General features: G+C 47.5%; 12 protein-coding genes. 8 read left to right on the top strand and 4 right to left on the bottom strand.

Going from position 1 to position 11,869, the window contains the following annotated elements; genetic code table 11:
• The first annotated feature begins 27 nt into the window (after nucleotides 1–27).
• Together AC5JBY_RS17635 and AC5JBY_RS17630 are read left to right on the top strand one after the other, a co-directional pair.
• A complete protein-coding gene (locus tag AC5JBY_RS17635) occupies nucleotides 28–357 on the top strand; it encodes a hypothetical protein (protein ID WP_495905948.1) in 330 nt (109 codons plus the stop codon).
• 101 nt (nucleotides 358–458) lie between these two features.
• Nucleotides 459–740, top strand: coding sequence for a DciA family protein (locus AC5JBY_RS17630; protein ID WP_495905947.1), 282 nt, complete (start codon nucleotides 459–461; stop codon nucleotides 738–740).
• Here the strand turns inward: AC5JBY_RS17630 and AC5JBY_RS17625 are convergent, their stop codons facing one another.
• Together AC5JBY_RS17625 and AC5JBY_RS17620 are read right to left on the bottom strand one after the other, a co-directional pair.
• On the bottom strand, nucleotides 741–1,790 hold the full coding sequence (locus tag AC5JBY_RS17625; protein WP_495905946.1) for an ABC transporter permease: 1,050 nt from the start codon (nucleotides 1,788–1,790) through the stop codon (nucleotides 741–743).
• Between the two features lie 88 nt (nucleotides 1,791–1,878).
• On the bottom strand, nucleotides 1,879–3,009 hold the full coding sequence (locus AC5JBY_RS17620; RefSeq protein ID WP_495905945.1) for a BT_3928 family protein: 1,131 nt from the start codon (nucleotides 3,007–3,009) through the stop codon (nucleotides 1,879–1,881).
• Nucleotides 3,010–3,206: 197 nt separating this feature from the next.
• Here AC5JBY_RS17620 and AC5JBY_RS17615 point away from each other — a divergent pair, with 197 nt between their 5' ends.
• From AC5JBY_RS17615 to AC5JBY_RS17605, 3 genes are read left to right on the top strand one after another with little or no spacing between them, the layout of a single operon-like run.
• On the top strand, nucleotides 3,207–4,460 hold the full coding sequence (locus AC5JBY_RS17615; RefSeq protein ID WP_495905944.1) for a TPR end-of-group domain-containing protein: 1,254 nt from the start codon (nucleotides 3,207–3,209) through the stop codon (nucleotides 4,458–4,460).
• Nucleotide 4,461: 1 nt separating this feature from the next.
• A complete protein-coding gene (locus AC5JBY_RS17610) occupies nucleotides 4,462–6,171 on the top strand; it encodes a sensor histidine kinase (protein WP_495905943.1) in 1,710 nt (569 codons plus the stop codon).
• A complete protein-coding gene (locus AC5JBY_RS17605; protein WP_495905942.1) occupies nucleotides 6,168–6,914 on the top strand; it encodes a LytR/AlgR family response regulator transcription factor in 747 nt (248 codons plus the stop codon). Before AC5JBY_RS17610 ends, AC5JBY_RS17605 begins: the two co-directional genes overlap by 4 nt.
• A 62-nt stretch (nucleotides 6,915–6,976) precedes the next feature.
• On the opposite strand, the gene AC5JBY_RS17600 is transcribed toward AC5JBY_RS17605, so the two are convergent.
• Entirely contained in the window at nucleotides 6,977–7,528 is a 552-nt protein-coding gene (locus tag AC5JBY_RS17600; RefSeq protein ID WP_495905941.1) for a DUF1599 domain-containing protein, read from the bottom strand.
• Between the two features lie 121 nt (nucleotides 7,529–7,649).
• Here AC5JBY_RS17600 and folP point away from each other — a divergent pair, with 121 nt between their 5' ends.
• The 3 genes from folP to AC5JBY_RS17585 all read left to right on the top strand — a co-directional run bounded on the left by folP (nucleotide 7,650) and on the right by AC5JBY_RS17585 (nucleotide 10,762).
• Entirely contained in the window at nucleotides 7,650–8,477 is an 828-nt protein-coding gene (gene folP, locus AC5JBY_RS17595) for a dihydropteroate synthase (protein ID WP_495905940.1), read from the top strand.
• Between the two features lie 142 nt (nucleotides 8,478–8,619).
• The gene (locus AC5JBY_RS17590) at nucleotides 8,620–9,717 is read left to right on the top strand and encodes a fatty acid desaturase family protein (protein WP_495905939.1); all 1,098 of its coding nucleotides are present in this window, start codon (nucleotides 8,620–8,622) and stop codon (nucleotides 9,715–9,717) included.
• The gene (locus AC5JBY_RS17585; RefSeq protein ID WP_495905938.1) at nucleotides 9,683–10,762 is read left to right on the top strand and encodes a fatty acid desaturase family protein; all 1,080 of its coding nucleotides are present in this window, start codon (nucleotides 9,683–9,685) and stop codon (nucleotides 10,760–10,762) included. The genes AC5JBY_RS17590 and AC5JBY_RS17585 overlap by 35 nt, the downstream gene beginning before the upstream one ends.
• Here the strand turns inward: AC5JBY_RS17585 and AC5JBY_RS17580 are convergent.
• Nucleotides 10,686–11,837: a 3-oxoacyl-[acyl-carrier-protein] synthase III C-terminal domain-containing protein gene (locus tag AC5JBY_RS17580; protein ID WP_495905937.1), complete on the bottom strand. Its 1,152-nt coding sequence runs from the start codon at nucleotides 11,835–11,837 to the stop codon at nucleotides 10,686–10,688. The genes AC5JBY_RS17585 and AC5JBY_RS17580 overlap by 77 nt on opposite strands.
• Nucleotides 11,838–11,869 lie beyond the last annotated feature (32 nt).

The raw sequence follows: 11,869 nt of genomic DNA, 5'->3' as shown, positions 1-11,869 counted from the left end.
TATTACAACAGGAGAAGGCGATTGCTTATGATTAATTCTATTGAATCTGTTATTGCGTTTCTGGAAGAAACGAACGACCCCCACGTAGCATTTTTTTCTTACACTACTGATGAGGCTGGAGAAGCAGGTGCGATCAGCGCCAACAAAGAAGGTTTACGACTCTATGCACTCGAACTGTTGAAAAAATCACTCGAAATGGAAAAGGGACCTGCACAACGCAGTTTGATGCTGTGCCCGCGTGAGTGGATGATCAGCGAAACAGGTTACCACCTGATCAGTTGTGTACGTCCACAATATCATCCTCGCGATGTGATCATGTCATCCTTCGAGCCCCCGCGACGATACATTAATGTGTAATAGTTCCCCATTCTTACAAGTTCACGTGTTGGCAAGCATGCATATAGGCCTTGTCAACTTTTAAACCGTTCAACTTGTAAACTTCTTCTTAACTTGCACCCATGGGAGAATATTCAATGAGCGATGCGTTGAAGCATTTCATGCGCAACCCCCGTTACAAAGGGCCAATGCAGGCATTGCAAATAGAGGATGTATGGGAACAGATCATGGGCAAGACCATTGCCAAATACACAGACAAGATACAGATCTACGGCACTACGTTATACATTACTACCACAGTAGCTCCACTCAAACAGGAATTGCTTTACCAGAAAGAACAGATCATTCAACGCGTCAATGAACGCCTTGGAGAAAATTCCGTTAAAGAAGTTGTCATTAAATAATCACTGCAGTCTTACCCGCGGGTCCACCACGCCGTAGAGAATATCTGCGAGCATGTTCACGACGATAAAGAAGAAAGAGGTGATCAATACCGACCCCATCACTACGGGGAAGTCGAGCTTTTCAAGCGCATCTACTGTCAGCTTGCCAATGCCATTCCAGCCAAAGATATATTCTACGAAGAAAGCACCAGCCAGCAGTTCGGCGAACCAGCCTGTGATAGCCGTGATCACGGGGTTGAGCGCGTTGCGCAATGCATGCTTCCAGATCACAGTGCGACGGCTGAGCCCCTTGGCATAAGCAGTACGTATATAATCCTGGTTCAGCACATCGAGCATAGAGCCACGCGTAAGCTGAGTAATGATGGCGAGCGGACGTATGCCCAATGTAAAGGCGGGCAGTATGAGGTTCTTTAATTGTAGCTCTTTGTGATCGAAGGGATAGTTGGTATCGAACAAACTACCGGTCATGTTCAGGCCCGTGTAGCTGCTCAATACAAAACCAAACAGGTAAGCGATCACGATGCCCATAAAAAACGACGGCGCTGAAATACCCAATACGCTGGTGAAGATAGCCGAGGTATCCATCCAGGTATCTTTCTTCACCGCAGCGATCACGCCCAATGGTATGCCCAGTACAATGGCGATCAGGATAGCAGCCAGTGCGAGGATGATGGTACGGGGTAAAGCTGCCATCAGCATTTCCCACACGTCCTTCTTCGTTTGGTACGAGCGGCGCAGGTAAGGCACCTTCACCCCCACTTTCGTTTCATCACCGGCAAACCAGCCGTTCAGCTTTTTCTTGTCTATTTCCTGCTGGCTGTGTACACCCACAGGCGAAACATCATTGAGGTACAATACAAATTGTTTCCACACCGGCTGATCGAGGTACAGCTCCTTGCGGATATTGTCGCGCGTGGCAGCATCGGCGCTTTGTCCCAGCATTAGCCTCGACGGGTCGCCAAAGCCCTGAAACAGGAAGAACACCAATACCACTACACCCAGCATAACCAGGAGACCATACAACACCCGTTTGGTAAAGAACTTAATCAATGAATGAGGTATTAGCTGTTAGGTATTAGCTTTTAGTTGTTGAGCATTGGCTGTTAGCTAATCGCTAAAGGCTAACAGCTAATGCCTTTTATTGCGCCGGTAACGTGACCATCACGGGCAGCGCTTTTTGCAGATCGGCATAGCTCCACTTGTTAAGCACAGTGCCATTTTTGATCAGATACAGCGCCGGGTTGGTACGGGCTATTGTTTTGATGACCACCGGATCACACTGTAGCGGCAGCATCATATTGAACACAGGAGGCACCGATTTAGTGTATAGGTCGTCAATGGAAATGCTCGTGACCAGGAAGGTCTTTACATTTTTTAGTGCAGCCGATTTTATCACCTCTTCCAGTTGCTCAGGCCAGTTGCCTGAATTGTAATCATTTCTCAGGAACAGGTAAAGCTGGTATTTGTCCTCCTGCATCAACGTCTTGGTAGTGTCATTCTTGTAATAAGTTTGTAGGGCGAAATCTTTGATCTTGGGCTCTGCATTGCCTTTGCGCACCAGCTTATCATACCGTTTTACAAACTTGTATAAAGAGTCATCAAAGTCTTCCGGGAACTGCGCGGCGGTGAACTCTACTTCCTTGCCCTCTTTCAGGTACACGAAGCTGATCACGGTGCTATCGGGAATAGCGCCTGCAGGTATCTGCATCTTCTCGTTGATGTTGTTACCAATTTTATAAGGAAGACAATCAACAACGGGCAGGTGCAGCAATACAAACCATTGCAAAGCGAAAGAGAAAACTGCAGAGAAGAAGAGTACGGCAATGCTGCCGGTAAAAGGCATGATGGGCTTTATCTTATTGCGGTAAATGAATATAAAACCGATCAGCACCAGCAGTATCAGGTCTTTCAGGAACGATTGGTGAGCCGTAAGCGGTATACAATCACCAAAGCAGCCACATTCGCGCACCTTGCCAGATAAGGCAGCATAGCCGGTCAGGAACGTGAAGAATATGATCAGTAGTAATAACAGCCAGCTGAACAGGCGCATCCGCCAGCCTACCAGTACCGCCACACCGGCAATGATCTCGAAAGCATTCATGCCAATAGACATGGCCAGCGTATAGTTGTCGAGAAATCCCATGCCCCATATCTCGAAAAACTCCTGCATTTTATAGCTGAGTCCGAGGGGGTCATTGGCTTTTACCAGACCGGAGAAAATAAACAGTACTCCTACGAAGATGCGGGCGAAGGTTAGCAGATATTTCATGATTACCGGATACTTGAATAAAGCATGCAAGATAAGGGTTATGAGGCAACGAGGTGACACCTTTTCGAAAGGTGTCACCTCGTTGCCGCTTCAATTCTCAATCGTTATGCCTCTATTCACAACAGGCCGGAAAAGTACCGGCCGGCGAAGGAGATTTGCTACCGGTAATAACAATTATTCAACCCCAAAGAGCATCTATGATGATACATTACAGGAATATTATTATTGTAACCACTTTATTGCTGGGGCCATTGCTGCTGATGGCCCGGCAGGATGAACAGAAAGGTTTTGGCGCCTATGCCGAAGAACAAAACAAAGTGTTTGTAAGCCTGTACGAAAAAAGAGACGTGAAAAACTTTGCTACCCTGCTGGATACCTGGCTAAACCGGTACCAGGAGCTGCCCGACACGGTTCGTAAACAGTACACACGCTACCTGGCCAGTGCCCAATACAACCTTTCCTGCGCGTATGCGCTGGTGGGCCAGCCGGAGCAATCCCTCAACCACTTGTCGCTGGCAGTAAAAGCCGGGTTTACCAATTACACGCACATCATGCAGGATGCCGACCTGGTAAGCATTCGCCAAAAGCCCTCCTTCAAAGCAATCGTGCAACCTTTACGTGCTACGGGCGATTATCTTTACATATTGCAACGGGCCAAAACATACAATGAACAGGATAAACGTCCCCTGCCGGCCTTTACTTATCAGCCAGCCAGCGATACCAACCTCGTTGCCTTGCGCAAAGGCTTTAAGCTGGACTCCATTGCCGGACAAGGCAATGATGTATCGAAAGTGCTGAACCTGCTGCACTGGATACATGAGCTGATACCGCATGACGGCAACCATGAAAATCCGGCAGTGAAAAATGCGCTGTCGATGATCGACGTTTGCCGGAAAGAAGGCCGGGGTTTAAATTGCAGGGGGCTGGCTACGGTGTTGAATGAATGTTACCTGGCCATGGGGTTTGCATCGCGCATGGTGACCTGCCTCCCCAAAGACAGCCTGAAAGTAGACCCCGATTGTCACGTCATCAATATGGTGTTTGTGCCTTCCCTGAAGAAATGGATATGGGCCGATCCTACCCACGATGCCTATGTGATGAATGAAAAAGGAGAATTGCTGGATATAAGAGAAGTAAGGGAAAGACTGATCAACAACCAGCCCCTGCTATTGAACCCAACGGCCAACTGGAACCACCGGTCCACCACCACAAAAGAGCATTACCTATACAACTATATGGCTAAAAACCTGTACATGTTGCAATGCGCTGTAAACAGTACCTATAATTATGAAACACCCGAACGGGGGAAGCTCATTCAGTACATTCAACTGCTGCCACTGGACTATTTCAAACAAGGACCGGATAAGAAAGAATCCACCGGTCCAAAGAGTGGCGCCACGTATCAATATTACAATACCAATAACTCTACCAGCTTCTGGCAAATACCCTGATATGAAAAAACTATTAACGATCCTGTGCTGCTGCTTTTGCTGTTTGCCCAGCCTGGTAGCACAGATAAACCTCAAGGGTATCAGTCAGCAGACGGCCGATATTGCCTGGCAAAATTATTCTACTACCTACCTTGGCAAAGACAGCGACACGCTGCCCATGATTGTATCAGCGATCCCTTACAATGGCGTGTATGACCACAATGACGATAAGGTTGGTGATCTGGGCAACACACCGATGGATATGTCATTCGGCGATTACCGGTTCCGTTCTCATCTTAGTCATGGCTTGCAGAAATTATATACCTATGATTCAGGTATGGTATATTTTCTGACGCCGGGTATTTATAGGCATAATACACATTTGTACGAATGCCGTGTGCTGGAAGATTCAACGGTCATCCAGCCCTGGGGAGAGGTGTCCTCCTTTATGGACGCTACTTTTCAACTCAATGCATTTCGTGCACAGTTTGCCTTTATAGGCGGTTTTTCAACCACCTGGGGCCACCGCATTGTGGTAGAACTGCGCCGGAAAAAAGATACTGGCCTTATTGCTGTCTCTTCGGTGTACTGGCAGCCTACCCGGCCTTCCCTGCAAGCAGTGTTCACAACCGGCGAGTTAACAGCCACCATGTTGAGTCTTACCAATGATTACCGGTTTGATGCAACGTTGACGAAAGAACTGATGAGTAAGTATGCTCCCGAAAAGCTGGACTCGGTGACGGGGCTTCCCAAACACTGGATGGTAGGATCGGGACAGAATGGTCTGATATTTCAGGTCGCAGCAAGAGTATACAAGAAAGGAACGATAGAATACAGGGTCACCAACAATGGCCGCGTTGTTTCAGACTGGACGGGCAATAAAGCGAACAACAGTTACATCTGGCTCGACAACCCCGGTCCCGGCGATTATGTGCTGGAAATGCGTTACCGCAAACAACGGCATAACGTTACCAGTTATCCTTTTACAGTGAAACCCGCCTGGTACCAGACCTGGACTTTCCGGCTGATCGTTATTGTATTGCTGTTAGCGTCTATTGGTTTCCTGGTATTGTTGTTCAAGCTCAGAAGGCAACGGGAAAAAACGGCTGCCGAGCAGGCCAAAAAAGAACGCTTTGAACAGGGGTTGAGATCAGTGTATGCACAGCTAAACCCGCATTTTACGTTCAATGCACTCTCTTCTATACAGGGCCTCATCAACAGCGGCGATATCAGGGGCGCTAATAACTACCTGTCTGAATTTGGTAGCTTGTTGCGGCATTCGCTGGCAGATAGTGAAAACCCTTCTATTCCTTTACAGCGTGAATTACAAACGCTGGATACCTATCTTAAGCTGGAGAAATTACGGTTTAACTTTACGTACGATATTCAGGTAGCAGCAGCTATGCCGGTAGCCGAAACAGAAGTACCTTCCCTCCTGCTGCAGCCATTGGCCGAAAATGCGGTAAAGCATGGTGTAAGCACTTTGAAGGAAAACGGACTGATCCGGGTAGAGGTATTGCAGGTACAAAAAGATATGGTCATCCGTATCGGTGATAACGGGCCGGGATTTGAGTCAGGAAAAGAAACCACCGGTTATGGACTGAAGCTCACAAGAGACCGCATAGCTTTGTTGAATGAAATGGCTGGCACGGAACAAATACAGATGCAGGTGAACAGTGTATCCGGCAAAGGGACCACTATAGAATTGTTGTTTAAAAACTGGCTGGCATGAACACGATGAAGGCAATACTGGTAGATGATGAACAGAACAACCTGGTAAACCTGGAGCAGTTGTTGAAAACATACTGCCCCGGCGTGGAGGTAGTCGCTATGGCTGCTGATGCAGCAGCAGGTAGAAGCGCCATTTTGCAACACCATCCCGACCTGATATTCCTCGATATCCAAATGCCGGGCAAAAGTGGCTTTGACCTCTTGCGCGAGTTGCACCAGTACGATTTTGAAGTGATCTTTGTGACAGCTTTTGATCAATATGCTATTCAGGCGGTTCGCTTTGCTGCCGTGGATTACCTGCTGAAACCGGTGAGCATCGATGAGCTACAGGCGGCCGTAAGCAGGGCATTGGACAAAAGAAGTGAGAAAAAGAAAAACCTGCAACTGGAGAACCTGTTGCAATTGTTGCAGGAGCAAAAAGAAGACCACCGCATTGCACTGGCCACCATCAAAGAAACCCGCTTCATCCGCACTACAGACATTGTGCGGTGTGAATCATCCAATAACTACACGATCTTTTTTCTCTCCAATGGCGAAAAGCTCACGGCTTCCCGTCCTATCTTCGAATATGAGGAGCTGTTAAAAAGCTACGGCTTCATTCGTTGCCACCAATCACATTTGGTGAACCGGAAGTACGTTAAAAGCTGGGTGAAAGAAGACGGCGGTTACCTGTTGCTGGATAACGGCCACCAGGTACCGGTGTCGAAGAATAAGAAGGACGTAGTAACATGGGCGTTGAAATAACTAAACGATCAAAGGTGACACCTTTCGCTTGCGTTGCAAAAGAAGGTGTCACCTTTGATCATTTATCCTTTATGCTTGCCTTCCTCAATAAGAATAAGCGCAAACACAGAGTAATTAATGATATCAACATAATTGGCGTCGATGCCTTCGCTGATAAGCGTTTTACCTTCATTGGCCAGTATCTGGCGAATGCGCATGAGCTTCATGAGGATCAGGTCGGCAAAACTTTCCTGGCTCATATCGCGCCACGCCTCGCCATAATCATGGTTCTTATCGAGCATAGTCGCCTTGGTAAAAGCGATCTTTTCGGTATACAGTCTTTCCACTTCAGCTACGGGCAACTCTTCAGAAGCGCTGTTGTTTAGCTCCAGTTGTATCAGGCCGATCACACTGTAGTTCAACATGCCTTTAAATTCTCCCGCAATATCATCCCCTACCCGCTGTGTCTTCTTCTCCTGGATGGTGCGGATGCGCTGCGCTTTGATGAATATCTGGTCTACGATGGAAATAGGCCGCAGCACGCGCCAGGCAGTACCGTAGTCCTTGGTCTTCTTAATAAAAATATCCCTGCACGATTGAACGGCCGCGTCGTATTGTTGATTTGTATTGCTCATGATGATCAAAAACTGTTACAGAAGGGTGTTAAACGATATGAGTCTGAATCTTCAGACTTCTTACCTCAGACTTCTTACTTCTGTATATCTTTAAGCCGCGAAAATAATGAACAAAGGTTAAATGTATACACTCAATTGTAAAGGCAGGCTGTTGGTGGTGGATAAACCACTGGTTATGGGCATTATGAACGTGACGCCGGACTCTTTTTACGCCGGCAGCCGCTATCAGGAGTCCGATATACTGCGGCAGGCGGAGAAGATGATCGCCGACGGGGCCTCCATCCTCGACATTGGAGGCCAGAGCACCCGTCCCGGCAGCGAAAGGATAACCGTGGAAGAAGAGTTGAAACGGGTGGTAGAACCCATCCGTGCCATTCATGAGCGTTTTCCGGATATGGTTATTTCAATTGATACTTTCCATGCAAAGGTGGCGGCAGAAGCGGTGGCCGCCGGTGCTTCCATTGTCAACGATGTCAGTGCGGGCAGCATCGACGAGGCGATGATCAGTACGGTAGCTGGCCTGGGAGTGCCTTATGTGTTGATGCACATGAAGGGCACGCTCGAAACGATCAAACAGCCAGCTGTATATGAAAACATGATTCGCGAAGTGCTGGACTTCTTCATCTTGCAAACAGCCCGTTGTCGCAAGGCAGGCATCAAAGATATCACCCTCGATCCCGGCTTTGGGTTTGGTAAGAACGCCACACAAAACCTCGAACTGCTGAAAAAACTACCGGCACTGCATATACTCTCCCTCCCTATCCTGGTAGGGCTCTCCCGCAAAACAACCATTTGGAAAACGCTCGGCATTACAGCCGATGAAGCGCTGAATGGCACTACGGTATTAAACACACTCAGCCTGCAAAACGGTGCAAACATTCTGCGCGTACACGATGTAAAAGAAGCGATGGAGGCAGTGAAATTGTGGGAGGCGTACCAGAACGCCTGATAGTCTCAAAGGGTGGGTCGCCCTTCCCGTCCGTAGACGGGACGGCTCCCCCTGGTCTTAGGAGCTGTTTTTAACAAAACGCTAAAGCGCCCTATGGGTTGTTTTACCTAAATTGGATCAACCAAACCCCTGCAGTCATCCCATGAATAAATTAAAGTTCAGTAAAGATGAAGGCTCTGCGTTTTACAAAGAACTAACCCTACGGATCGACCAGTACTTCGCCGAAAACAGCGCTCAGAAGTATGGTAATCGCAAGATGATCTTCAAGATATGCCTGTATTTCTTCCTCGATGTATTATTTTATGCACTCATGATTACCAGCACATCAGTGTTGGCGTTTTATAGTTTTTACCTGCTCATGGGCCTGTCTGTATTGTTGACAGCATTCAATATCTCGCATGATGCGGCACATGGCGTGGCAGTAAGAAGTAAGTTCTGGAACAAAGTCTTGTTTTCTGTCAGCTTCAACCTTCAGGGCAACAATGCCTATGTATGGGGAAAGAACCACAACGAATCACACCACCTGTATACCAATGTAGAAGGTAGTGATATCGATGTATTGAATAATCCGTTGTTTCGTATGACGGAGTCGCAACCGCTGAAAGGGTACCACCGCTACCAATTCTTGTATGCCCCTTTTCTGTACCTACTATATTCACTCAACTGGTTCTTTTTCCGCGAAACACTGATGTTATTCAATTACTCAAGCAGAACCATTAAAATATCCATTCCCCGGAATGAAGTAATAAAGCTGATCATCTATAAGATATTGTACATCGGTTATATGATTGTGCTGCCGGCTATGTTATTACCTTTTGGATGGGGAACGGTACTGCTGGCTTTCGTGGCCAACCACTTTATGATCTCCTGGATATTTGTGGGCGTGCTCGGCGTATCACATGTGTCGGATTATGTATCCCATCCCGTAGGCGATGCCGACAACAAACTGGATATAAGCTGGCCCAAGTTGCAACTGATGACATCGGTAGATTATCACCCGGGCAGTGTGTTCTTCAACTGGACACTGGGCGGCTTCAATGCCCATGCGTTGCATCACTTATTGCCCAATGTATCGCATGTTCATTACCTGAAAATATTGCCCATCTTCCGGGAACTGTGCAGCAAGTATGGATTGACCTACATGGAAATGTCTTACCCCGAAGCCCTGGCATCACATTTCCGGTTCCTGAAAGCCATGGGCCGTCATGAACACATCAAACCACTCCCCTTTGCGCGATAAACATATTCATATTCCGCAGGACAGTGAACTGCTGAAAGTCATTTACCGGCAGGTAGAAGATCAACTGGCTATCGACAAGCGGTCTGCCAGACGGTTGATCCTGTTGAAGTTCATCGTATACTTCTCTTTATCGGCATTGAGTTACGCCACGCTGTATGTGATTACACAGCCCTTGCTCTTCATTGCGTGCTTTATGGTGTATGGTTTTGTATTGCTGCTGTTCGCGTTCAATTTCTCGCACGACTTTTCCCATAATACCGTCTTTAAAAGCAAGCCACTGAACAACCTTTGCTTCACGATCATATACACGCTGGTGGGCGCACATGCTGAAGCCTGGAAGCAACGGCATATCCACTCCCACCATTATGCTCCCAATGTAGAGGATTATGATTCAGACTTGCAGATCACCAAGCTGATACGGGTAATACCACACAGCGAATACAAGTGGTATCACCGGTACCAGCATTTTTATGCGCCTATCGCTTACATGAGTTATTCGCTGTTCTGGGTGTTCATTAAAGACTTTGTTATCCTGTTTTCAAAAGATGCCTATAATGCCAGGAAAGGTTTTGCGTACCATTTATCGTTCTGGATACAAAAAACGGTTTACCTGCTGATCGCATTGGTATTGCCCGTCCTGTTTGCTCCTCAACCCTGGTATGTGGTGATGATTGGCTTTTTGTGCATGCACCTGTTTCAGTCATTGTTCCTCTTGTTCACCTTCTTCATGACACACCATGTGGAAAGCACGGCCTACCCGGTAACGGATGATCATGGGTTCATCAACACCTCCTGGCTCATGAACCAGGTGAAAAGCTCCAACGACATGCATCCTTTCAGTACATCCGCCAATTTCCTGCTGGGAGGTTTCAACAACCACATTGCCCATCACCTCTTCCCGCATATACACCATATCCATTATCCACGATTGAGCAGGATTCTGTACAAGGTGTTATCCCAGCACAACATTACACCAAATCAAACATCGTATTGGGGTGGTGTTGTTTCTCACCTGCGCCTGCTGAAGAAAATGAGCTATTGCTGACCTCTACGGGGATGATAAAAGCGCCCCGCTCAGGACCAGCTCCTACTACGGAGATGCATATTTTATCTCCTGGCTCCAACAAGCCTGCGTTCAGGTCATCATCCAGCAGCTTGATGGTACTGGTGCTCACGAGGTTGCCATACTTCACCACGTTGATGCCCATCTTATCGCGGCTGATGCCATAATCTTTGATCAACGTATCGAGGAAAGCATTGGTGAGCATTGGGCTCGCCTGATGCGTATAGAGTTTCTTTACTTCTTTCAGGTAATTAGGTTGTAAAGCCAGCATCTGCTGATGGTTTAGCGTCATACCCTTGATGTAGTATTCTTTGATCTTGGGACCGGCCATGGCAAAGCAGGAAAGCTCTTCACAGCCTTCGGTGCCGGGAGGTGCCCAGGCGCCGCTGCCGGTATAGTGAATAAGTGGGTCATCGAAACCGCCCTCCTGTCCAAACTGCAGGGAGTCGCGCGAGTAAAAAGAATAACCCGTAGGTCCATCTTTCTTTTCCAGTACTACGGCCGATACGCCATCGGAAAACAACGCTGCCGACATCCACAATGATTTGCCATAAGGATGCGTGGAGTTTTGTTTGTAAACACCGGTCTGCGTATAAAGACTGCTGAGGCTATAAGAAATAACCAATATCTTCTTGGCAGTCATCTTCGCTGCCAGTGCCATCGCGCGGGCAAAGCCTGCACAACCTGCTCCTAATAGTACAGGTACAATATCATCATTCAATCCGATCTCTTTGTACAAAAGAAAAGCATCCTGGTCCAGCTGCACCATGAAGGGTGAACACGTAACAATGATCGCAGCATCGATATCGCCGGGCTCTACACCCGCTTTGTTCAGTGCTTCTCTGGTCGTGTTCACCACCACCTGTGGATCTTTGAATACATCCGGCGCCCAGCTCTTGGATTTAATGCCCAATATCTTTTCCACCATCTTGCCATCTAAGAACTTGCCTTCAGCTTGCCTGTCGGGCACTTTGTAAGCAGCTGCCCATTCGTCAATGCTGATCGGGTCAGCAACAAAAGAAGAAACCCCGGTAATAGCCAGGTCGATCTGATACATAAAACAGATTTGATGTTAACGAAAATGATTAA

It is taken from the genome of Paraflavitalea sp. (assembly GCF_059502485.1).
This window is presented reverse-complemented; position numbering and strand designations above follow the sequence as displayed.

Excerpts from the sequence above, each read along its gene's own strand:
- AC5JBY_RS17605 (WP_495905942.1), top strand. The coding sequence starts at position 6,168 with ATGAACACGATGAAGGCAATACTGGTAGATGATGAACAGAACAACCTG.
- AC5JBY_RS17600 (WP_495905941.1), bottom strand. The coding sequence starts at position 7,528 with ATGAGCAATACAAATCAACAATACGACGCGGCCGTTCAATCGTGCAGG.
- AC5JBY_RS17630 (WP_495905947.1), top strand. The coding sequence starts at position 459 with ATGGGAGAATATTCAATGAGCGATGCGTTGAAGCATTTCATGCGCAAC.
- AC5JBY_RS17610 (WP_495905943.1), top strand. The coding sequence starts at position 4,462 with ATGAAAAAACTATTAACGATCCTGTGCTGCTGCTTTTGCTGTTTGCCC.
- folP (WP_495905940.1), top strand. The coding sequence starts at position 7,650 with ATGTATACACTCAATTGTAAAGGCAGGCTGTTGGTGGTGGATAAACCA.
- AC5JBY_RS17580 (WP_495905937.1), bottom strand. The coding sequence starts at position 11,837 with ATGTATCAGATCGACCTGGCTATTACCGGGGTTTCTTCTTTTGTTGCT.
- AC5JBY_RS17615 (WP_495905944.1), top strand. The coding sequence starts at position 3,207 with ATGATGATACATTACAGGAATATTATTATTGTAACCACTTTATTGCTG.
- AC5JBY_RS17585 (WP_495905938.1), top strand. The coding sequence starts at position 9,683 with ATGAACACATCAAACCACTCCCCTTTGCGCGATAAACATATTCATATT.
- AC5JBY_RS17620 (WP_495905945.1), bottom strand. The coding sequence starts at position 3,009 with ATGAAATATCTGCTAACCTTCGCCCGCATCTTCGTAGGAGTACTGTTT.
- AC5JBY_RS17635 (WP_495905948.1), top strand. The coding sequence starts at position 28 with ATGATTAATTCTATTGAATCTGTTATTGCGTTTCTGGAAGAAACGAAC.
- AC5JBY_RS17590 (WP_495905939.1), top strand. The coding sequence starts at position 8,620 with ATGAATAAATTAAAGTTCAGTAAAGATGAAGGCTCTGCGTTTTACAAA.